This window comes from Streptomyces sp. NPDC030820, from assembly GCF_055572075.1.
Genome location: NZ_JBVIEB010000001.1, coordinates 421,824 through 443,555, shown reverse-complemented (window position 1 = coordinate 443,555; position 21,732 = coordinate 421,824). Strand labels below are relative to the sequence as shown.

The window sequence follows — 21,732 nt, the reverse complement described above, 5'->3', positions numbered from 1 at the left end:
CGCTCCTACCGCGAGCCGGTCCTGGGCGAGTACCGCGAACGACTGCTGACCGCACTCGGCGTCACGGAGGACCATCGGTGACACGGAGAAGACTCCATCTGAACGCGTTCCTGATGAACACCGGGCACCACGAGGCGTCGTGGCGGCTGCCGGAGAGCGATCCGTACGCGCATGTCGATCTGACGCATCATGTGCGGCTCGCCCGGATCGCCGAGCGCGGCACCTTCGACTCCCTGTTCCTCGCCGACGGCCCCCAGCTGTGGGGCAACCTCGCCCAGCGTCCGGCGGGCGCCCTGGAACCTCTCACCCTGCTGACCGCGCTGGCGACGGCCACCGAGCACATCGGGCTGATCGCCACCGCCTCCACGTCCTACAACTCCCCGTACAACCTGGCCCGCAAGTTCGCCTCGCTGGACATCATCAGCGGCGGGCGGGCCGGGTGGAACATCGTCACCACGGCCGGCGCGGAGGCCGCCCGGAACTTCGGGCTCGACGCCGAGCCCGCGCACGCCGAGCGGTACGCCCGCGCCGCCGAGTTCCTCGATGTGGCGCTCAAGCTGTGGGACAGCTGGGAGGACGACGCGGTCGTCGCCGACAAGGCGGCCGGCATCTGGGGCGACGACCGCAAGATCCATCCGCCCCGGCACAGGGGGACGTACTTCAGCGTCGCGGGCGCCCTGAACGTGCCCCGTACGCCCCAGGGCTACCCGCTGCTGGTGCAGGCCGGGTCGAGCGAGGACGGCAAGGCCTTCGCCGCCCGGTACGCGGAGGCCGTCTTCACCGCCCAGCAGACCCTCGCCGACGCCCAGGCCTTCTACGCCGACCTCAAGTCCCGGACGGCACAGGCAGGAAGAGACCCCGAGCACCTCAAGGTGCTGCCCGGGATCGTGCCCGTGCTCGGCTCGACGGAGGCGGAGGCGCGGGCGGCGGAGCAGCTGCTGGAGGACCACCTCGTGTACGACCACGGGGTGGACCGGCTGGAGACCCTCCTCCAGCTCCCGCACGGGGCCCTGGAGTTGGATGCCCAGCTGCCCGCAGACCTGCCGCCCGAGTCCGTCGTCGAAGGGGCCAAGAGCCGCTACACGCTCGTGGTCGAGCTGGCCCGGCGCGAGCGGCTCACCGTCCGGCAGCTGATCGCGCGGCTCGGCGGCGGGCGTGGCCACCTCACCTTCGCCGGGACGCCCGAGCAGGTCGCCGACCAGATCGAGACCTGGTTCACGCAGGGCGCCGCCGACGGCTTCAACATCATGCCCGCCGTACTGCCCTCCGGCCTGGAGGCGTTCGTCGAGCACGTCGTACCGCTCCTGCGCGCCCGAGGCCTGTACCGCCACGCGTACGGCCCCCGGCAGACCCTCCGGGAGCGCTACGGCCTCCCCCGCCCCGCCAACCAGCACACCGCAGCCCTCGTCCGACCTCGCCCGACCTCGCCCGACCTCGTCTGAAAGGACCCGCACATGTCCCTCGCGATCACCAAAGTCACCGCACGCATCGGCGCCCGTGTCTCCGGTGTCGACATCACCAGGCCGCTCGCCCCGGAGGAGGTCACCGCGATCCGTGAGGCCCTGAACGTCCACAAGGCGCTCGTCTTCGACGCGGACGGTCTGGACGACGCGGGCCAGCAGGCCTTCGCCCGCCACTTCGGCGACCTGACCACCGCGCACCCGACGGTCGGCGCGGTCGACGGCGCCCCGAACGTGCTGCCCGTGGACAGCGAGCGGGGGCGGGCCAACCACTGGCACACCGACGTGACCTTCGTGCTCAACCCGCCGCAGGCCAGCACCCTGCGCTCGATCACGATCCCGCCGTACGGCGGCGAGACCCTGATCGCCAACGCGGCCGCCGCCTACCGGGACCTGCCCGAGCCGCTGCGCCGCCTCGCCGACACCCTGTGGGCCGAGCACACCAACGACTACGACTACGCCGTACCGGACGAGGAGATCGACGAGGAGCAGGCCGCCCAGCGCGCCGAGTTCACGTCCATCACGTACCGCACCGCCCACCCGGTGGTCCGCGTCCATCCGCTGACCGGCGAGCGCGGGCTGTTCATCGGCGGGTTCGCACAGCGGATCGTGGGCCTGTCGGTCGGCGAGTCCCGCAGGATCCTGGACCTGTTCCAGGCGTACGTCACCCGCCCGGAGAACATCCTGCGCCACCGCTGGGCGGAGAACGAACTGGTGCTCTTCGACAACCGGATCACCCAGCACTACGCCATCGACAACTACGACGGACGGCCGCGCCGGCTGCACCGGGTGACCGTCGCCGGTGACGTCCCGGTCGGCGTCGAGGGCAAGGAGAGCTACTCGATCGAGGGCGATGCCTCGCACTACACGCCGGTGCTCACGGCCGCCGCGTAACCGGGCGGCGGCGTAACCGGACCCTCACCCTCCGCACAGAGGGTGTCCGGATACTGGGCGGCCCCTCCGTCTGAGCGGACGGGCCGCCCAGACTGACGGGGTTTTTGCCCGCCCATTGCCCTTGTCCGGGAGAGCCGCACCCATGCCCACCAGCACGACCACCGAGACACCGCCACAGCAGCAGGACGGCGGCGCCTCCCTCTCCCACGGCCTCAAGCAGCGCCATCTGTCGATGATCGCGCTGGGCGGCGTCATCGGCGCGGGTCTGTTCGTCGGCTCCGGCGCGGGCATCGCCGCCGCCGGCCCGTCCATCGTCATCGCGTACACGCTCTCCGGCCTGCTGGTGATGCTGGTGATGCGGATGCTGGGCGAGATGTCGGCCGCCTACCCGTCGTCGGGCTCCTTCTCCGCGCACGCCGAGCGGGCGATCGGCCCCTGGGCGGGCTTCGCCGCCGGCTGGTCCTTCTGGGTGCTGCTGTGCACGGCCGTCGGCCTGGAGGGCATCGGCGCCGCGCACATCGTCCAGGGCTGGCTGCCGGGCACCCCGCAGTGGATGTGGGTGGCCCTGTTCATGGTGGTGTTCTGCGGGGCGAACCTGGCCGCCGTGAAGAACTTCGGCGAGTTCGAGTTCTGGTTCGCCGCGCTGAAGGTCGGCGCGATCAGCCTGTTCCTCATCCTCGGCGTGCTGGCCATCGCCGGTGTGCTGCCCGGCACGCACTCCCCCGGCGCCGCGAACCTGAGCGACTTCATGCCGCACGGCAACCGGGGCCTGCTGATCGGCCTGCTCGCCTCCGTCTTCGCCTACGGCGGCCTGGAGACGGTCACCATCGCGGCCGCCGAGTCCGAGAACCCGGTCAAGGGCGTGGCGTCCGCCGTCCGCACGGCCATGTGGCGCATCGCCCTGTTCTACATCGGCTCGATGGCGGTCGTGGTCACTCTGGTCCCGTGGGACTCCCAGGAGGTCGTGGCGAAGGGTCCGTACGTCGCCACGCTCGACCACCTCGGCATTCCCGGCGCGGGCCGGCTGATGAACGTGGTCGTCCTGGTCGCCCTGCTGTCCGCGATGAACGCCAACATCTACGGCTCCTCGCGCATCGCCTACTCGCTGGTCGAGCGCGGCCAGGGCCCGAAGGCGCTGGTCAAGCTGTCCGGCGGGGTCCCCCGGATCGCGGTCCTGACCTCCTGCTTCTTCGGGTTCGTCTGCGTGCTGCTCAGCTACTGGCGCCCGGACGACGTCTTCCCGTGGCTGCTGAACGTGATCGGCGCGGTCATCCTGGTGGTCTGGATCTTCATCGCCGTCTCCCAGCTGCTGCTGCGCCGCCGTATCGAGCGCGAGGCCCCCGAGAAGCTGGTCGTGCGCATGTGGGCGTTCCCGTGGCTGACCTGGGTCGCGCTGGCCGGCATGGTCGCGATCTTCGTCCTGATGGCCCGCGAGCCGGACACCCGCGTCCAGCTCTGCTCCACCGGCGGCATGACGCTGGTCCTGGCGGTCGTGGGCTACCTCTGGCAGCGGGTCCGCGCCAGGCGCTGACGCGTTCCCCTTACCCGCAGGGCACGTTCAGCGAGAGCAGCGCGGTGTGCTCGCCGTCGACGCGGATCTCGCTCACCGCCGCGTTGCACAACGTCGGGAAGACCCGGCGGTATTCGGGGAGCCGAATACCGAGCAATGAGCACAGCACCAGCCGCAGCAGGGTGTTGTGGGCGACGACCAGAACCCGCCCGCCGGGGTGGGCGGCGGCGATGCGGCGCAGGGCGGCACTCCCGCGCCCGGCCGCCGCGCGGGGGTCCTCGGCGCCGGGGAAGGGGTGCGCCACCGGGTCGGCGCGGAACGCGTCCGCCGCCTCGGGGTTCTCCGCCGCGAACTCGGCGAGCGTACGGCCCTCCACCACCCCGAAGTCGCATTCGCGCAGGCCGGGTTCGCGGTGCGGGGTAAGACCCGGGGCCCGGCAGGCGGGGTCGGCCGTGGCGATCGCCCGGAACAGCGGCGAGGTCCAGGCAGCGTCCACCGGATGCGCGGCCGCCCGCCTTCCCAGCGCCTCGGCCTGGGCGTACCCGGTGTCGGTGAGCGCGACATCGCTGACTCCGGCGTACCGGTTCTCGGCATGCCAGACGGTCTGTCCGTGGCGGGCGAGGAGCAGGGTGACGGAGGTCATGGGCAGCGGTGTCCCCGTGGCCTCACCGCGGGCTCCTCGCGGGCCGAAAGCCCTGGTGGTGAGCGTCCGGCATGCGAGGGGCGGGCGAGGGGCGCACGATGAACGCATGTCCGACAAAGACATCGCACGCGGCGGCAGGCGGCGGCTGGTCCGGGCAGCGGCCACGCTCGCCCTCGCTGCATCCGCGCCGTGGCCGGCCGCCGGTTCCGCACAGGCCGCGCCCGACAACGACACCGTCGCCCTGCAGACGCTCGACGACATCGTCAAGGGCGACTACAAGGCCGCCACCGCCCACTTCGGCGCGGACATGCGCAAGCACCTGCCGCCGGAGGGGCTCAAGGAGTCGTGGAAGAACTACCAGGACCAGTTCGGGCACTACAAGTCGCACCAGAAGCCCAAGGACGTCAAGTCCGGCCGGTTCACCGTGGTGAGCGTGCCCCTGCGCATGGCGAAGAGCGCCGGCGAGTTCCGCGTGAGCTTCGACAAGTCCGGTGCCATCACCGGCCTGTTCTTCCTCAGGCCGGGCGTACCGATCCCGAAGTCGATGCCCGCTTGATCAGCGCTCGGGGCGAAGGGCCCGGCGCTGAGCGGCACCGGGCCCCTGCTCCGACCGTGGCCTACAGGTTGCTGAAGTCCGGCCCCTTGGTACGGGTGCGCTTGATCTCGTAGAAGCCCGGTACCGAGGCCACGGCGAGCGTGCCGTCCCACAGGCGGGCCGCCTCCTCGCCCTTCGGGGCGGGGGTGACGACCGGGCCGAAGAAGGCGATCTGCTCGCCGTCGGGGCCGGGCACCGCGATGACGGGGGTGCCGACGTCCTGGCCGACCTTCTCGATGCCCTCCTTGTGGGAGGCGCGCAGCTCGGCGTCGTACTCGAAGTCCTGCTGCTCGGCGTAGTCGATGAGGTCGGCGGGCAGGCCGACGTCCGCGAGGGCGCCGGCGACGGCCTCCAGGGTGGCGCCTTCGCCGTTGTTGTGGATGCGGGTGCCGAGCGCGGTGTACAGCGGGCCGAGGATGTCGTCGCCGTGCTTCTGCCAGGCGGCGGTGACCACGCGGACCGGCTGCCAGGCCTTGGTGGCGAGCATCTCCCGGTACTCCTCGGGCAGCTCGTCCAGCCTGTTCTCGTTGAGGACGGCGAGGCTCATGATGTGCCAGCGGACCTCGATGTCGCGGACCTTCTCCACCTCCAGCACCCAGCGGGAGGTCATCCAGGCCCAGGGGCACAGGGGGTCGAACCAGAAGTCGACGGGGGTCTTGCCGGACTCGGACATGGTTCTCCTCAGCGAAAGACTCTTTTCAAGTCTCAACAACGTCCTCGTGAGCCGCATTCCCTGCTGACCCCTGTCAGGGGCACGTGGCAGGATCGGTCCTGTTCAGCCTCATCCACGCGATCACAAGGGAGTGCCGTCCGTGCCCGGTGAGAATCTGTCCCGTGACGAGGCCCGGGAGCGGGCCGCCCTGCTGTCCGTAGACGGGTACGAGGTGTCCCTGGACCTCAGGTCCGCAGTCGGCGACGGGAACGGCGAGCCGCGCACGTTCCGCTCGGTGACCACGATCCGCTTCCGCTGCAACGAGCCGGGCGCGGCAAGCTTCGCCGATCTGATCGCACCGAGCGTGACCTCGGTGTCGCTCAACGGCCGGGACCTGGACCCGGGCGAGGTCTTCGACGGCGCGCGGATCGCGCTGGAGGACCTGGCCGCGGAGAACGAGCTGGTGGTGGACGCCCAGTGTGCCTACTCGCGCACCGGTGAGGGCCTGCACCGCTTCGTCGACCCCGAGGACGGCGAGGTCTACCTCTACACCCAGTACGAGCCGGCCGACGCCCGCCGCGTCTTCGCCAACTTCGAGCAGCCGGACCTCAAGGCGCCGTACCGCTTCGAGGTGCGGGCCCCCGAGGGCTGGACGGTGTGGAGCAACGGCGCGGGTGAACCGGTCGACGGGGTCTGGCGGTTCGCGGAGACGAAGCCGATCTCGACGTACATCACCTGTGTGGTGGCGGGGCCGTACCACTATGTGACGGATTCCTACGAGCGGGTGTTCGAGGACGGCACCAAGCTGGAGATCCCGCTCGGCGCGATGTGCCGCAAGGGGCTCGCCCCGCACTTCGACGCCGACGACGTCTTCCTGGTCACCAAGCAGGGCCTGGACTTCTTCCACGACCACTTCGACTACCCGTACCCGTTCGGGAAGTACGACCAGGCGTTCGTGCCCGAGTACAACCTGGGCGCGATGGAGAACCCGGGTCTGGTGACCTTCCGCGAGGAGTACATCTTCCGCGGCAAGGTGACGCAGGCGTCGTACGAGGCGCGGGCGAACGTCGTCCTGCACGAGATGGCGCACATGTGGTTCGGCGACCTGGTCACCATGGAGTGGTGGGACGACCTGTGGCTGAAGGAGTCCTTCGCGGACTTCATGGGCACGTTCGCGAACGTGGGCGCGACCCGCTTCAAGGACGCCTGGATCACCTTCGCCAACCGCCGCAAGGCCTGGGCGTACCGCGCGGACCAGCTGCCGTCGACGCATCCGATCACGGCGGACATCCGTGACCTGGAGGACGCCAAGCTGAACTTCGACGGCATCACCTACGCCAAGGGCGCCTCGGTGCTCAAGCAGCTGGTGGCGTACGTCGGCCAGGACGCGTTCCTGGAGGGTGCCCGCCGCTACTTCAAGCGGCACGCGTACGGCAACACCCGGCTCGGCGACCTGCTGTCGGCGCTGGGCGAGACCAGCGGCCGGGACATGTCGGCGTGGGCGCGTTCGTGGCTGCAGACGGCCGGGGTGAACTCGCTGACGCCGCAGGTGCTGCTGGACGCCGAGGGCCGGGTGGCCGAGCTGGCGGTGGTGCAGGAGGCGCCGGAGTCGCATCCCGAGGAGCGCCCGCACCGGATCGCGGTGGGCCTGTACCGGCGTACGGCACAGGGCGCGCTGGAGCGGTACGCGCGCGTGGAGACGGACGTGCACGAGCCGCGCACGGTCGTCGCGGACCTGGCGGGCGCCGAGGCCCCGGATCTGGTCCTGGTCAACGACGACGACCTGACATACTGCAAGATCCGCTTCGACGCCACCTCGCTGGCGACGCTCAAGGAGCACCTGGGCGCGCTGACCGACCCGCTGGCCCGGGCGCTGTGCTGGTCGGCGCTGTGGAACATGACCCGGGACGCGCTGCTGCCGGCGCGGGACTTCGTCGCTCTGGTGCTGCGGTTCGCGGGCCGCGAGTCCGACATCGGGGTGCTGCAGATGCTGCACACGTGGGCGAACTCGGCGCTGGTGCACTATGCGGCGCCCGAGTGGCGGGCGACCGGCGGTGAGCTGCTCGCGCAGGGCGCGCTGCGGGAGCTGGAGGCGGCGGAGCCGGGCAGTGAGCACCAGCTGGCGTGGGCGCGTTTCTTCGCGACGGTGGCGTCCGGCGAGACGGACCTCGCCCTGCTGAAGCGCCTGCTGGACGGCGCGGAGACCATCGACGGCCTGGAGGTGGACCAGGAGCTGCGCTGGGCGTTCCTGGAGCCGCTGGCGGCGCACGGCGTGGCCGACGAGTCGGTCCTCGCGGCCGAACTGGCCCGCGACGACACGGCGTCCGGCAAGCGCCACCAGGTCCGCTGTCTGGCGGCGCGCCCGTCGGCGGCGGTCAAGGCGCAGGCGTGGGCGCAGGTGGTGGAGTCCGACGCGCTGTCGAACGCGCTGGTGGAGGCGACCATCGCGGGTTTCGGTCAGCCCTCGCAGCGGGAGCTGACGGCGCCGTACGCGGAGAAGTACTTCGCGGCGATCGAGCGGGTGTGGCGGGAGCGGTCGATCCAGATCGGCATGGACGTCGTACGGGGTCTGTTCCCGGCGCTGCAGGACCGGCCGGAGACGCTTGCGGCGACGGACGCGTGGCTCGCGGCGCACCGGGACGCGGCGCCGGCGCTGCGTCGGCTGGTGCTGGAGGCGCGGGACGACCTGGCGCGGGCGCTGCGCGCACAGGAGCGCGACGCGACGGCCGTCGGCGACTGACCTTTGGCCTGAGCTAGGGTCGCCGGTGACCGTTACGGAATTCGGTCAATGTGACCCGTAACCCCTGGTCCGCACCCGATCGGACCAGGGGTTTCCCGTCGCTACTCGGCACCCGAACACCTGACCTTTAGTCCTGGCTTGTCCGCATTTTTCGACGACTGTGTAACAGGGGTTAAAGGTGGGACCCCGCGTGGGAATCCCGACGCCATGACGCACAACACCCCGCTCTCCCCCCGCCCCCTCCGCCACCTCTCCCAGGTCCACCGCCGCGTTCTGACGGCGGCCCAGCTCCGCTCCCACGGAGTGACGGCGGCCGAGCTGACCGAGCAGTGCCGCCCCGGCGGACCCTGGCAGCTGCTGCTGCCGAACGTGGCCCTCCTCCACCCCGGCCCCCCGACGAGCGAGGAGCGTCTGCACGGGGCGCTGCTGTACGCGGCCCGCGAGTCCGCTCCCGGCGTCCCGGCCCAGCCGACGGTCGAGGAGCCGCACCGCCCGGTCTACGCCGACGCGATGATCACGGGCCTCGCGGCCCTCACCCTCTACGGCTTCTCCGCCACTCCGCCGCTGCTCTCCCTGGACCACGTCGACGTCCTGGTCCCCCGCCTGCGGCGAGTGCGCTCCACGGGCTATGTCCGCATCCTGCGCACCCCCGCCCTGCCCACGCCCGACGCGGTGACGGGCCTGCCGGTGGCACCGGTGCCGCGGGCGCTGGCGGACGCGGTGGCGGAGCTGACGGACGCGGAGGCGGTACGGCGGCTGCTGACCGAGGCGGTGCGCGGCGGCCACTGCGAACCGGCTGCGGTGGTAAGGGAGTTGACCCAGGCGAAGCTCCTGAACCGCCCGCACGTGGTGGACGCGGTGGACTCGATCCTGGCGGAGGGCCGCTCGATCGCCGAGGACCGGCTGTACCGGATGGTCGGCCAGTACGGCCTGCCCGACCCGGTCTGGAACGTCGACCTGCGGCTGCCCGGCGGCCCGCACCTCGGCGGTCTGGACGCGTACTGGCCCGACCAGGCGGTGGCGGTGGAGCTGGACACCCGGGCGCCCCGCCAGGACGAGGACGCCCTCTGGTCCGAATACGCCCGTAAGCGCGAGCACCTGGAACGCCTCGGGATCACGGTCGTGTACATCACGCCGAAGAAGCTCAGGGACGCGATGGAGCAGCAGGCGGCGGTGGTCCGCACGGCCCTGATGGCCTCGGCGGACCGCGACCCGGCCGCGTATGTCGTGGTGCTCCCCCGGTAGTGACGGACCGGGAGGCATCAGGAGGGCCACAGCGAGCCTTCAGGAGGGGAGAGGAGGGGCCACCGGGGGGATTCCGGTGGCCCCTCCTCATATACCGGGGTCTGTGGGGAGGTTCACCCGAACGGACGAGCTTCCCGGGCGGCGCCGCCCGGGCCACGAAAGATGAGAGGTATGCGACACACCCGGACAGCCGCGTCCTCGGCAGCCCTGCTGCTCGCCACGGCCTGCCTCGTCGCCGCCCCCGAGACGGCACAGGCGGCGCCCCGGACGGCAGCCGTGGGCTTCGTGGCCCTCGGTGACTCCTACTCCGCCGGGCTCGGTGCCGGCGACTACCTGCCCACCGGCACCAACTGCAAGCGCAGCAGCCGGGCGTACCCGGTCCTGTGGGCCTCGGCGCACAGGGTGGCCGCCTTCGCCTTCGCCGCGTGCAACCACGCCCGGACGAGCGACGTCCTGTCCGGCCAGCTCGGTACGCTCGGCGCCCGCACCAGGCTGGTCACCCTCACCGTCGGCGGCAGCGACGCGGGCTTCGCCGGTGTCATGACGACCTGCGCACTGGGCGGCACCAGCCGCTGCCTGTCGGCCGTCGCCGCCGCCCGCGCCACGGTGGACCGGTCCCTCGGGGACAGCCTCGACCGGCTCTACTCGGCCATCAGGGGCCGGGCTCCCGCCGCCCGTGTCGTGGTGCTCGGCTATCCGCACCTGTACCACCTCAGAGGCACCTGCGAAGTCGGCCTCCAGGACAGCGCGCGCGCCGCCATCAACGACGGCGTGGACCACCTCGACGCGGTGATCGCCCGCCGCGCCGCCGCCCACGGGTTCGCCTTCGCCGACGTCAGGGCGGCCTTCGCCGGCCACGAGATCTGCTCCACGACCCCCTGGCTGCACAGCGTCGACCTGCTGGCCCCCACCGAGTCGTACCACCCCACGGCACCGGGCCAGTCACTCGGCTACCTCCCGGCCCTCAACCGTGTCTCCTGACGGGGTCCTGACAGGCCGAGCCCTACGCTCTGGTTCATGGCTGCCGAAACCGTGACCCTGCGCCCGGTCGACGAGGACGATCTGCCCCTGCTGGAACGCTTCCTCAGCGAGCCCGAGACGGCCGGCCCCTTCCAGTGGTACGGGTACGCCGACCCACGGCGGTTCCGGCAACGCTGGACCGAGAACCGGCTGCTCGGCGAGGACGGCGGCCAGCTGATCGTCACGGCCGGAACCGAGCCGCTGGGGTTCGTCGCCTGGCGGAAGGTGGTCGTCTCGGCCTCGACCTACTGCTGGAACATGGGCGCCCAGCTGCTGCCCGAGGCCCGTGGCCGGGGCATCGGCACCCGGGCCCAGCTACAGCTCGTCCGCTACCTCTTCGCCCACACCCCCGTGATGCGCATCGAGGCCGACACCGAGGCCGAGAACATCGCCGAGCAGCGGGCCCTGGAGAAGGCCGGGTTCACCCGCGAGGGCGTACTGCGGGGCATCGTCTTCCGGAACGGGCGGTGGCGCGACGGCGTCGCCTACAGCGTGCTGCGGCACGACCCGCTGCCCACCGACGTGTGAGGCGTACACCTCGTCGAGCAGGGTGGCATAGGCCGCGATCATGCGGGTGCGGCTGAACCGCTCCCGGGCGGCCTCCAGGGCCGGGGCCAGTTCCGTGCGGCCGGCGGCCGCGGCGGACCAGGCCAGGGCGATCGCGCCCGGGTCCGGCGGGGTGACGAAGCCGTGCCCGGTGACGATGGCCGCGCTGTCGCCGACGTCGGTCGTCACCGGCACCGCGCCGCACATCATGCCCTCGATCAGGCACAGCGGCGCCGCCTCGCCGGAGACGGAGGTCAGGGCGACGACGTCGGCGGCGGCGTAGACGGCCGGCATGTCGTGCCGTACGCCGAGCAGGTGCACCCGGTCGGTGAGGGAGGGCGCGTCCGCGAAGGCGTCGTCGAGGTCCGCGCGCAGCTCGGAGTTGCCGGGGGTCATCCCGGCACCGCACATCAGCACGTGCCCGCCGCCCTCCCGGGCCAGCCAGGCGCGGGCCGCCCGGAGCAGCAGGGGGACGTTCTTCATCGCGGCGTAGCGGGCCGCGAACACGACCACCGGCGCCCGGTCCGCGACCCCGAGGGAGGCGCGCAGGGCGAGCCGTGCGGCCGGGTCCGGGCGGAAGCGGAGCAGGTCGACGCCGTTGGGGATGACGTGCAGCAGCCGGCCCGGGATGCCGGCGGCCTCGTAGGCGGCCCGGGTGGACTCGGCGCAGCACACGCACGCGGCCACCGTGCCGTCGGCGATGGCGGCCTTCAGCTCGTCCAGCGCGGGTCCCTGGTTCTCCGGGTCGGAGCGGTGCAGACAGACCACGACCGGGCGGCGGGGCAGGCCGGCCTGGTTGAGCAGGGCCAGCGGCTGCTCCTTCAGGGAGAGGATCACATCCGCCCCGGCCATCGACCGAGCCGTTTCGGCCAGCTCGTGCCCGCTGAAAACGTTCGCCGCGAGCGAGCCGTCCACCAGGCCCGCGCTGCGGCCGAGCGAGGTGACGCCGACCCCGCCCGCGGTGAGCGCCCGGTAGCAGTGGTCGTCCTCCATGCGCTGCCGGGTGGCCTCGCGATGGACCTCGCCATGGATGCTGAGCACCTGGTGGGACTGGCCGCCCTCGGCCAGTCCCAGTACGACGTCGCTGTGCACGATCCGGGCTCCTCCGGAGAAGAAGCCCTCGTAGACCGAGAGCACACGCAGTCCGTGCCTCGCGCGCACGCGACCACCCGCCTTGCATAAATGATCGAGAAGATCGAGCCATCCCCGTCCAAAGCGGGTTAGCCGATATGAGGCGGCACGGAGATTGCGTCCGCGTTAACACGGAATGACGTGGATGAAACGGTGGCTAACAGAATTCCCCTTCCGCCACCGGGCGCCCGTCGCCGGCCCAGTCCCCGTTGGAATTGAAGGCGAGGGAATGCCGGCCGTCCCCGGTCGTGATCGCCGTCGACACCGAGCCGTGGATGCCGCCGTCATGGCCCCACACCTGAACGCCGCAGCTCAGCGGGGTTTCCATGAGGCCGAGGCCATAGCGTCCCGGATAGCGGGAGTCCTTGATCTCGACGGTGGTCTTCATTTCCTTCAGCTGGTGCGGCGGAAGGATCTTTCCGCCGAGCAGGGCGCCGTAGAAGCGGTCGAGATCGGCGGAATTCGAGATCATTTCACCGGCCGCGGAGGCCAGCGACGGATTGAGGTACGTCACGTCGAACGCCGGACCCTTCGGGTCGGTGAATTTCGAGTAGGCACGGCTGCTCGGATGCGGGACGGTGAGTTTCGTCCCGGGCAGGGAGGTGGCCCTCAGGCGCAGCGGGTCGATGATGCGCCGGGTGATCTCGGTGGCGTACGAGTGTCCCGTCACCCTCTCGATGACCATGCCGGCCAGCACGTAGTTGGTGTTGGAGTAGTGCCAGGACGCGCCCGGTGCGGAGTCCGGCCCGTGGCGCATCGCGACGGCCACCAGTTCGCGTGGGACGAGCGTGTCGTAGCGGTGCCGGCGGAAGCCGTCCTCGGTGAAGTAGGCGCGGTCGAAGTCCTCGTCCTCGGTGTAGTCGTGGATGCCGCTGGTGTGGTTCAGCAGCTGCCGTACGGTGATGTGCCGGCCGTCGTGGCCGTGCCCGTGGACGACGCCCGGCAGCCACTTCTCCACCGTGTCGTCCAGCGACAGCCGGCCCTCCGCCTCCAGCTGGAGCAGGACGGTGGCGACGAAGGTCTTGGTGATGCTGCCGACGCGGTAGCGGTCGGCCGTGGAGCGCGGCCTGCCGGTGCCGAGGTCGCCCACGCCGGCGGTGGTGGACCAGGCGCCGTTGGCGTCCTCCGCGGTGGCGGTCACCCCGGGCACACCGGCCGTGACCAGGGCCTCGACGGCCTTGCGCGTAGTGGTGTGCCCGTCATCGGGCCTGCCGCCGGTGGCCGCGACGGCCGGCGCCGCCAGGGCTCCCGCGAGCAGCAGAGCGGTGGCGCCCACCAGGGTCGTGCGTACGCGCATGTCTTCCCCCAACCTGTGATGTCGGTGCGGTCGGGGGAAGAAACCGGTGCCGGATGCGCGAAGGTTGCTTCCTTTTACTCCATTTGAGTGACTCTCAGCCCTTCTTCAGCACCAGCTCCGTGTTCCGGTCGGCTTCGCTGCCCGCGAGGGTCTTGTTGGCGCCGGGGGCGTTGAAGGCCAGCTCGCGGTAGAGGGCGGCGAGGCCGGTCTGGGAGAGGTCGGCGAAGTCGGTGCGGTGCGGGGCGGCGGACTCGATCAGGGTCGTGAACAGGGAGATCGTGCCGTCCTTGTTGTCCACCAGCTCGATGATGCGGGCCAGGTGGGGGTAGTCGACGTGGGAGGCGGTGGAGATCTCCCAGAAGGAGCGGCCGCCGGAGGCCTGGTGCGGGGTGATGACGTTCTTGTGGATGTGGCCGTTCACCCAGGCCAGCACGTTGGCGTGGGCGGACAGGACCGAGATCACCTCGGCGCCGCCGTGCCGCTTCTCGCCGGGGCGGGCCGGGTCGGGGCGGGTGTTGTCCATCGTCTTGCTGGTGTGGTGGCTGAAGACGACGGCGTAGGAGTCCTTGTTGTCCTTCAGCGTCTTGTCCAGCCAGTTCAGCTGGGCGGTGCCGATGGAGCCCTCGTAGTGGCCGCCGGCGTCGGTGGTGTCGAGGCTGATGCCGATGACGTCGTCGGAGATGCGGAAGGCGTAGTACTGGGTGCCCGCGTCGAGGTTCGCCGAGGAGTAGCCGTGCCCGACCGGGCCGAGTCCCTGGTGGGCGGGGTCGAGGTGGGCCTTGAGGTAGTCGGCCTGGGTGTAGGGGGCGCGCTTCTCGTCCGGCGTGACCGAACGCATCGAGCGGGCGTGGGCCTTGAGGAAGTCCCGGTAGCCGGTGCCCCCCGGGTCCTTGGCGTTCTTGATGGCGTCCTGGAGCTTCTGGGCGTCGGCGGCGGAGACGCTGAACAGCTTCCTGCCGCCGATGGCCGCCTCGGCGAGGTAGGGGTCGCCGTGGGAGCCGTAGCAGCCGAGCGGGAGGGCGTCGTGGTTGCCGACGGTGGAGTACCAGGGCAGCTTCAGGCCGGGGCTCTGCACCTCGCGGATCGCGGCGGCCAGGAAGCCCTCCAGCTGCGGGAAGCCGAGCGCCTTGTCGCCGTCGCGGAGGGTCGAGTCGGGCTGCCAGTACAGCTTCAGACCGCTGTTCTGCACACCCTCGTAGTGCCTGGGGTCACCCGAGTTGGGAGTGATCCGGCCACCGCTCATCACCTTCATGAACCACTCCAGTTCGGAGTGGGCGTTGTTGTCGGTGTTGTCGCCGGTGGTCATGACGAAGTGGAGCGGGGCGCCGGTGACGGGGGCGCCCTTGAGGGCGTTGACCCGCTCGACGAGCGAGACGGCGCCGGGCACGGTGAGCGCCTCGTGCGGACGCCAGGCGTGCACGTCGTGGGAGCGCAGGTACTCAAGACGCAGCGGATGCTGGACGTCCTGCAGATGCAGGTCGGTGAACTGCACGAACGCGGCGAGGGCCGTACGGCGGCCCGCCCGGCCCGACTTGGGCACGGCCAGTTCGCTGCGCACCACCCGGCTCCAGCCCGGGCCGTCGCCGAGCCGCCGGTAGCCGGAGCTGTTCCGGGGTGCGGCCACGGAGGCGAGCGTCGTGCCCTTGGTGTAGGGGGCGAGCGAGGCCGCCGCGGGGGCCTGCCGGGAGTGCGCGACCGGCGCCGCGGTGGTGGCGGCCTGGCTGTCGGTGGGGCGCAGGGCGTAGCCGACGCCCGCGGAGAGCGAGACCGCTCCGGCGGCGGCGAGGACGGTACGGCGGTTGACCTCCAGGGCGGAGGCGGCGACAGAGCGTATGCGCGACATTGGCGCGATCTCCCCGAGTGCGAACGCGTCGGCAGTGGTCGCGGGTCGTCGCTCGCACGAACAGCCCGCTCACTCTGGATCGTTGGCACCGGGGATGACCTGCGCGTGAACGCGGCGGCAACGCGCAGCGCCGATCACCGTACGTGGATCACGGGGTACCGGTCGCGGTCATGGAGTGGATTGCGGGCGGCCGGGGGGTGGTTACTCCTCGTTCATCTCCTGGGGTACGGGAGGGGTCTCGGCGGTGAGATGACCGTTCGCGGGGCGTTCCCGCCAGAGGCGCAGCGCGAGGTCGACCAGGGGCACCCGGTTCAGGTCCGGTACGACCGAAAGGTCCCGCCATGCCGCGAAATCGGTGGAGCCGCCGACCTCGTACCGGAGTTCACCGCCGACGACCTCTCCTTCGTACACGAGACGCAGGGCGTGGTGGTCGGTACGACGACGGTGGCGGCGCCGGGCCAGGGGCAGCCGGAACGAGTCCACGCCGAGGAGACCGGTCACCTGGATGCGGTGACCGGTCTCCTCCATGACCTCGCGGCGGACGGTGTCGTACGGGTCCTCGCCGTGCTCCATGCCGCCACCGGGCAGCACCCACTCGGGGACCGAGTCGGGCCCGGGTGAGCGGGCCAGGAGGATCTGTCCGTCACGGACACACACGGCGTAGGCCGCAACCCTCAGGTTCCGTCGCATTCCCCGGACGTTAGCCCGGAAGGTCCGGATTCGCCGGTGAATATTCGGGGGCGGACCAGCGCAGCGGCAGGGCGGCCGGGGTCCACAGGGCCTCGGTGAGGGTGAAGCGGACGTTGCGCTCGCCGGCCGCCGTGAACTCGGTGTGCGCCTCTCCGGTGAGCTGGAGGGTGGTGCCGGTGGTCCAGTCGAGGAAGAGCAGTCCGGTGCGGGGGTTGCCGCGCAGATTGCCGAGGGTGAGGAACATGGCGTTGCCGGGGTAGTCGGGCCAGGTCAGTCGGTGTGGTGAGGTGACCTGGACGAAACCGGGGTTGCCGCCGCGGTGGCTGACGTCGGCTCCGCCGGGGTGGGCGGTGGCCATGAAGAAGGTGTCGGCCGAGCGGATGAACTCGGTTGCCTCCGGGTCGAGTTCGGTCAGCCTGCGGGGGCTGCCCGGTGTGCGGTCGGCGAGTGTCTCGTAGGCCTCCCTGCGCTGGATGTATTTGGGGCAGTTGGAGAACACCTGGTCGGCCTCGACGGCGAACCCGCGGGGTGTCGGCCTCAGCCGGCCGTTGAGGCGCATGCGGCGGCGGGTTCGGGGGTCCAGGGCGATGGTTCCGATAGGGGTGCCCGGGGTTGTGAGGGCCGTTGTGAGGGGGTGCCCGGCACCGGTGACCACCGACATCTGCCTCGGACCCGTCGCCCGGACGAAGCCCGGGGTGCCCGTGAGCGCCGACGCCCACACCCTGCCCGTTCCCGGATCCGCCGCTCCCACCACCAACAGGGGCTGGAGTTCCAGGAAGGCCGCCGCGATCGGCTTGATGTCCTGGCCGAGGGAGCGGCCCACGTGGTCGGCGCGGTCGCGGACGCCCAGCAGTTCCTGCACGGCGAGCGAACCCGCGTGATACGTACCCATGCTTAGAAGAAACCGCAGGTCGGGGCATCCGAGTGGGGTGCCGGGGCGCCATCGGGGCCGAGGGGGGCGGCGATCTCCAGGCGGATGCCGTCCGGGTCGTGGAAGAAGATCCCGCCGGAGGTGCCGCCCTCGCGGTGGGCGACCACACCGTCGTAGGCGAAGTCCGCTCCGGCGGCCCGCAGCGCGGTCTCGTACTCCCGGACGCGGTCGATCGAGTCGACCGTGAAGGCGAGGTGGTGCAGCCCGGGGCGAGCGCCGTCGTACGACCCCTGGGCCTGCTGCCAGAGGGTGACGAGCGGCGCGCCGCCGGTCTCCCCCAGCATCGCCCAGCGCTGGTCGTCCTCCTTGCCCTCGGCGAGCACGGCGAAGCCGAGGAGATCGCGGTAGAAGGCGAGCGAGCGGTCGAGGTCGGTGACGTTCAGACCGGTGTGCGCGATGCGCGGGGCCATGGCTCTTCCCTTCGAGATACCTAACCGTTGTCTGTGAGGTTAGGCGGTTAGAGGTAGGTGAGTCAACCGGTCACGTACCCTTGAGTGGTTAGACGAGAAGGAGTGTCCGATGCCCATCGCCCGCGACCCCCGCCCGCTCACCGGTGAGCCCCTCGCGCTCGACCTGCTCAACACCCGGTGGAACCGGGAAGGCGTCACCCAGGACCTGCTCGACGGCACCGACGGCCTGGCGGTGTGGCTCGCGAGCAACGGGCTGGCCGGGGACCACGCGGCCGACCCGGAGGTGCTGGAGCATCTGCGCGAGGCGCGCGAGGCGCTCAAGGCCGCGGTCGACGGGACACCGGCCGAGGCAGCGCCGCTCGTGGACGCCGTACTGGCGCACGGGCGGATCCGGGCCCGGCTGACCCCCGACGGCCCCGCCGAGGAGCCCGAGTTCGCCGATCCGTCGTGGGGGCCGGCCTGGCTCGCCGCCCGGAACTATCTGGACCTGATCACCCGGGCCCCGGAGCGCATCCGGACCTGCGCCGGCGGCAGTTGCATCCTGCACTTCTTCGACACGTCCCGGAACGGCACCCGCCGCTGGTGCTCGATGGCCGCGTGCGGCAACCGCGCGAAGGCGTCCCGGCATTACGCGCGCTTGAAGGAAAACTGACCGCATCACCGGCCATACGGGGCGAACAGTGACATAGACATCGCGGGTTTTCCCCATACATCGATACCGATTCGGTCAACGATCCCCAAAGGACTGCCCCTTGGGTAAAGCTGAGCGCTCTCGTCCGCTCAATTCCTTTACCTGAGGGATGCCGATGACCCACACGCCCGAGCGTGATCCCATACCCGGTCCGAGACGCCTGGCCCGCATGGCCGTGGCCGTGGGCGTGGCGGCCGCCCTGTCCGCGGCCGGGCCGATACCCCTGGCCCTCGCCGCGGAAACGCCGCCCGCCCCGGCCTCCGACTCCGGCGTCAAGTCGGCCCACGACAAGCTCGGTTCGGACGACGCCGAGCTGCTCGCCGACGCCAAGGCCGACGGCGACAAGAACGTCACCATGATGATCGCGACCGCCCCGGGACAGACCGAACAGGTCGCCGAGGAGCTGGACGCGGTCAAGGGCGGCTCGGTGGGCCGTACCTACGACAAGCTCGGTTACGTCCGCGCCACCGTGCCGACGGCTCGGGCCGACGCCGCGATCCGGGCCGCCGCCAAGCTCTCCTCGGTGCACGCCATCGACCTCAAGCAGGAGATCCCGCTCGACGACCCGGCGCCGAGCGGCACCAACTCCGGTACCACTACGGGGACTTACCCTGGACCCGGCAAGAACACCCCGGCGAAGAACCCGTACAACCCCTCCTTCGAGACCGGCGCCGTCGACTTCGTCCAGGACCACCCGAAGTGGGACGGCCGCGGCATCACCATCGGCATCCTCGACTCCGGCGTCGACCTCGGCCACCCGGCACTGCAGAAGACCACCACCGGCGAGCGGAAGATCGTCGACTGGGTGACCTCGACCGACCCGATCGTGGACGGCGACGCCACCTGGCGTCCGATGGTCACCGCCGTCACCGGGCCGGGCTTCTCCTACGGCGGTGCGAGCTGGACGGCGCCTTCGGGCTCGTACGAGATCAGCACCTTCAAGGAGTCCGCCACCACCGGCGGCGACGAGAAGGGCGACCTGAACCGGGACGGCGACACCACCGACAGCTGGGGCGTGCTGTACGACCCGGCGGCCGGCACGGTCACCGTCGACCTGGACAACGACCACGACTTCACCGACGACACCCCGATGAAGCCCTACAAGGACGGCTTCCAGGTCGGGTACTTCGGCACCGACGACCCGAAGACCGACGTGGCCGAGCGGGTGCCGTTCGTCGTGCAGATCCGCAAGGACGTGCCGATGGACCCCTACGGCGGGTCCTGGGTCGGCAAGAAGGCGGACTTCGTCAACATCGGGGTCATCGAGTCCGAGCACGGCACGCACGTCGCCGGCATCACCGCCGCGAACGGCCTGTTCGGCGGCGCGATGAACGGCGCCGCCCCCGGCGCGAAGATCGTCTCCTCCCGCGCCTGCACCTGGTCCGGCGGCTGCACCAACGTGGCCCTCACCGAGGGCATGATCGACCTCGTCGCGAACCGCGGTGTCGACATCGTCAACATGTCGATCGGCGGCCTGCCGGCGCTGAACGACGGCAACAACGCGCGCGCCGAGCTCTACACCCGGCTCATCGACACCTACGGCGTCCAGCTGGTGATCTCCGCGGGCAACTCCGGGCCCGGCGCCAACACGATCGGGGACCCGGGTCTGGCCGACAAGGTGATCTCGGTCGGCGCGGCCATCTCCAAGGAGACCTGGGCCGCGAACTACGGCTCGGTCGTGGAGAAGAAGTACCAGATGATGCCGTTCTCCTCGCGCGGCCCGCGTGAGGACGGCGGCTTCACCCCGACGCTGGTCGCGCCCGGCGCCGCGATCAACTCCACCCAGACCTGGCTGCCGGGCGCCCCGGTCGCCGAGGCGGGCTACGCGCTGCCGGCCGGCTACTCCATGCTCCAGGGCACCTCGATGGCCTCCCCTCAGGCAGCCGGCGCGAGTGCCCTGCTGCTGTCGGCCGCGAAGCAGAGGGGCATCGCCCTGACGCCGGCCGGGCTGCGCACGGCGCTCACGTCGACGGCCCGCCACCTCAAGGGAGTTCAGGCGTACGAGGAGGGCGCGGGCCTGATCGACATCGTGGACGCGTGGGAGGCGATCGAGGACGACGCCTCCGCGCACGACTACACCGTCAAGGCCCCGGTCGACACCGCGATCGACTACGCCCTGAAGACCCCCGGGTTCGGCACCGGCCTGTACGACCGCGAGGGCGGTCTGAAGGCCGGCGAGAAGAAGACGTACGACATCACCATCACCCGTACCTCGGGCCCGGACCGGGCGGTCTGGCACGAGCTGAGCTTCGCGAACAACGCCGGCAACACCTTCCGGATCCTCGGCGACGACGTCGTGCGGCTGCCGCTGAACCAGCCCGTGACGGTGAAGGTGCAGGCGGCCCCGGGGTCGGCGGGCATCAAGAGCGCGATCCTGGAGGTCGACGACCCGTTCACGGAGGGGATCGACAAGCAGATCCTCACCACCGTCGTGGTCTCCACCCCGGTGCACTACACCTACACCGCGACGAACTCGGTGCAGCGCAACAGCACCCAGTCGTACTTCCTGACCGTGCCCGAGGGCGCGAAGTCGCTGGAGGTGGCGATCGGCGGGCTGAAGGACAAGAGCCAGACCCGGTTCATCGCCATCCACCCGTACGGCGTTCCGGTCGACAACACCGGCACCCCGTACTGCTACCCGAACTACCTGAACGGCAACGGCTGCAAGCCCGACGTGCGCTCCTACGCCGACCCGCAGCCGGGTGTCTGGGAGGTGGAGGTGGAGTCCCGCCGTACGTCCCCGCTGCTGGACAACCCGTACACGCTGGACGTCTCCGTCCTCGGTGCGGCCTTCGACCCGGAGACCGTGACCGTGCCCGAGGCGAAGGCGGGCAGCCCGGCCGGCGTCACCTGGAAGGTGACCAACCGGTACGCGGCCCTGGACGGCAAGCTGGTCGGCGGCCCGCTCGGCTCGGCCAAGACGGCCCGCCCGTCCATCAAGCAGGGCGAGACGCAGACCACCACGGTCGACGTCCCGGCCGGCGCCACCTCGCTCGACGTCGCCATCGGGGGCGTCTCGGACCCGGCGGCCGACCTCGACCTGACGGTGTACGACGCGAGCGGCAAGCAGGTCGCCCAGTCCGCCGACGGCGACTCGGAGGAGGCGGTCTCGCTCCCGTCCCCGGCCGCCGGCACGTACACCATCAAGGTCGTCGGCTACTCCGTCCCGTCGGGGGCGACCGACTACGACTACCGGGACGTGTTCTTCTCCCCCACGCTCGGCAGCGTCGGCGTCGACGACTCGACTCCGGTCAAGCTCGGCACGGGCGAGTCGGCCACGGTCAGCGGACAGGTCACGGCCGCCGCCGAGGCCCCGGCCGGCCGTGAGTTCTTCGGCCGGGTCCAGCTGGTGAACGCGCGCGGCACGGTCGCGGGCACCGCCAGCGTGAAGATCGAGAAGGTCACGCCGTAACGGCGGGGTGCCCTCGGTGAGG

Annotated in this window: 17 protein-coding genes and 2 pseudogenes; 11 read left to right on the top strand and 8 right to left on the bottom strand. The window is 71.1% G+C overall.

Annotated features, from left to right (window positions below):
* From ACZ418_RS02025 to ACZ418_RS02010, 4 genes and pseudogenes are all read left to right on the top strand, one after another.
* A pseudogene (locus ACZ418_RS02025) lies at positions 1 to 81 on the top strand (sulfonate ABC transporter ATP-binding protein); the annotation flags it as partial.
* Positions 78 to 1,442: an LLM class flavin-dependent oxidoreductase gene (locus ACZ418_RS02020; RefSeq protein WP_468355478.1), complete on the top strand. Its 1,365-nt coding sequence runs from the start codon at positions 78 to 80 to the stop codon at positions 1,440 to 1,442. The pseudogene ACZ418_RS02025 and the gene ACZ418_RS02020, both read left to right, overlap by 4 nt.
* Positions 1,443 to 1,454: 12 nt before the next feature.
* A complete protein-coding gene (locus ACZ418_RS02015) occupies positions 1,455 to 2,354 on the top strand; it encodes a TauD/TfdA dioxygenase family protein (protein ID WP_468355475.1) in 900 nt (299 codons plus the stop codon).
* A gap of 142 nt (positions 2,355 to 2,496) precedes the next feature.
* Positions 2,497 to 3,885, top strand: a complete 1,389-nt coding sequence (locus tag ACZ418_RS02010; RefSeq protein WP_468355472.1) for an amino acid permease — start codon at positions 2,497 to 2,499, stop codon at positions 3,883 to 3,885.
* A 10-nt stretch (positions 3,886 to 3,895) separates the two neighbouring features.
* Here the strand turns inward: ACZ418_RS02010 and ACZ418_RS02005 are convergent, their stop codons facing one another.
* On the bottom strand, positions 3,896 to 4,507 hold the full coding sequence (locus tag ACZ418_RS02005) for a histidine phosphatase family protein (RefSeq protein WP_468355469.1): 612 nt from the start codon (positions 4,505 to 4,507) through the stop codon (positions 3,896 to 3,898).
* A 106-nt stretch (positions 4,508 to 4,613) separates the two neighbouring features.
* Here ACZ418_RS02005 and ACZ418_RS02000 point away from each other — a divergent pair, with 106 nt between their 5' ends.
* Complete coding sequence (locus ACZ418_RS02000; protein WP_468355466.1) at positions 4,614 to 5,063, top strand: DUF3887 domain-containing protein; 450 nt, start codon at positions 4,614 to 4,616, stop codon at positions 5,061 to 5,063.
* Between the two features lie 61 nt (positions 5,064 to 5,124).
* Here ACZ418_RS02000 and ACZ418_RS01995 read toward each other — a convergent pair whose 3' ends face one another.
* Positions 5,125 to 5,775, bottom strand: coding sequence for a mycothiol-dependent nitroreductase Rv2466c family protein (locus ACZ418_RS01995; RefSeq protein ID WP_468355463.1), 651 nt, complete (start codon positions 5,773 to 5,775; stop codon positions 5,125 to 5,127).
* A gap of 139 nt (positions 5,776 to 5,914) precedes the next feature.
* On the opposite strand from ACZ418_RS01995, the gene pepN reads away from it, so the two are divergent.
* The 4 genes and pseudogenes from pepN to ACZ418_RS01975 form a co-directional block, all read left to right on the top strand.
* Entirely contained in the window at positions 5,915 to 8,494 is a 2,580-nt protein-coding gene (pepN, locus tag ACZ418_RS01990) for an aminopeptidase N (protein ID WP_468355460.1), read from the top strand.
* Between the two features lie 207 nt (positions 8,495 to 8,701).
* Complete coding sequence (locus ACZ418_RS01985; RefSeq protein ID WP_468355457.1) at positions 8,702 to 9,739, top strand: hypothetical protein; 1,038 nt, start codon at positions 8,702 to 8,704, stop codon at positions 9,737 to 9,739.
* Between the two features lie 171 nt (positions 9,740 to 9,910).
* Entirely contained in the window at positions 9,911 to 10,720 is an 810-nt protein-coding gene (locus ACZ418_RS01980) for an SGNH/GDSL hydrolase family protein (RefSeq protein WP_468355454.1), read from the top strand.
* Between the two features lie 36 nt (positions 10,721 to 10,756).
* Positions 10,757 to 11,134 (top strand): annotated as a pseudogene (locus tag ACZ418_RS01975) (GNAT family N-acetyltransferase); the annotation flags it as partial.
* Here the strand turns inward: ACZ418_RS01975 and ACZ418_RS01970 are convergent.
* The 6 genes from ACZ418_RS01970 to ACZ418_RS01945 form a co-directional block, all read right to left on the bottom strand.
* A complete protein-coding gene (locus ACZ418_RS01970; protein WP_468356848.1) occupies positions 11,075 to 12,442 on the bottom strand; it encodes a glycosyltransferase in 1,368 nt (455 codons plus the stop codon). The pseudogene ACZ418_RS01975 and the gene ACZ418_RS01970 overlap by 60 nt on opposite strands.
* Positions 12,443 to 12,593: 151 nt before the next feature.
* Positions 12,594 to 13,733 carry a serine hydrolase domain-containing protein gene (locus ACZ418_RS01965; RefSeq protein ID WP_468355451.1) on the bottom strand — a complete coding sequence of 380 codons (1,140 nt, stop codon included), beginning with the start codon at positions 13,731 to 13,733 and terminating at the stop codon, positions 12,594 to 12,596.
* 94 nt (positions 13,734 to 13,827) lie between these two features.
* On the bottom strand, positions 13,828 to 15,576 hold the full coding sequence (locus tag ACZ418_RS01960) for a TIGR03767 family metallophosphoesterase (protein WP_468355448.1): 1,749 nt from the start codon (positions 15,574 to 15,576) through the stop codon (positions 13,828 to 13,830).
* Between the two features lie 201 nt (positions 15,577 to 15,777).
* Complete coding sequence (locus ACZ418_RS01955; protein WP_468355445.1) at positions 15,778 to 16,266, bottom strand: NUDIX hydrolase; 489 nt, start codon at positions 16,264 to 16,266, stop codon at positions 15,778 to 15,780.
* A 10-nt stretch (positions 16,267 to 16,276) separates the two neighbouring features.
* Positions 16,277 to 17,158: a pyridoxamine 5'-phosphate oxidase family protein gene (locus tag ACZ418_RS01950; protein ID WP_468355442.1), complete on the bottom strand. Its 882-nt coding sequence runs from the start codon at positions 17,156 to 17,158 to the stop codon at positions 16,277 to 16,279.
* Between the two features lie 2 nt (positions 17,159 to 17,160).
* The gene (locus tag ACZ418_RS01945; protein ID WP_468355439.1) at positions 17,161 to 17,607 is read right to left on the bottom strand and encodes a VOC family protein; all 447 of its coding nucleotides are present in this window, start codon (positions 17,605 to 17,607) and stop codon (positions 17,161 to 17,163) included.
* A 109-nt stretch (positions 17,608 to 17,716) separates the two neighbouring features.
* Between ACZ418_RS01945 and ACZ418_RS01940 the strand changes: the two genes are divergently transcribed.
* On the top strand, positions 17,717 to 18,259 hold the full coding sequence (locus ACZ418_RS01940; RefSeq protein WP_468355436.1) for a CGNR zinc finger domain-containing protein: 543 nt from the start codon (positions 17,717 to 17,719) through the stop codon (positions 18,257 to 18,259).
* A gap of 154 nt (positions 18,260 to 18,413) precedes the next feature.
* Positions 18,414 to 21,710, top strand: a complete 3,297-nt coding sequence (locus ACZ418_RS01935; RefSeq protein ID WP_468355433.1) for a S8 family serine peptidase — start codon at positions 18,414 to 18,416, stop codon at positions 21,708 to 21,710.
* Positions 21,711 to 21,732: the final 22 nt, after the last annotated feature.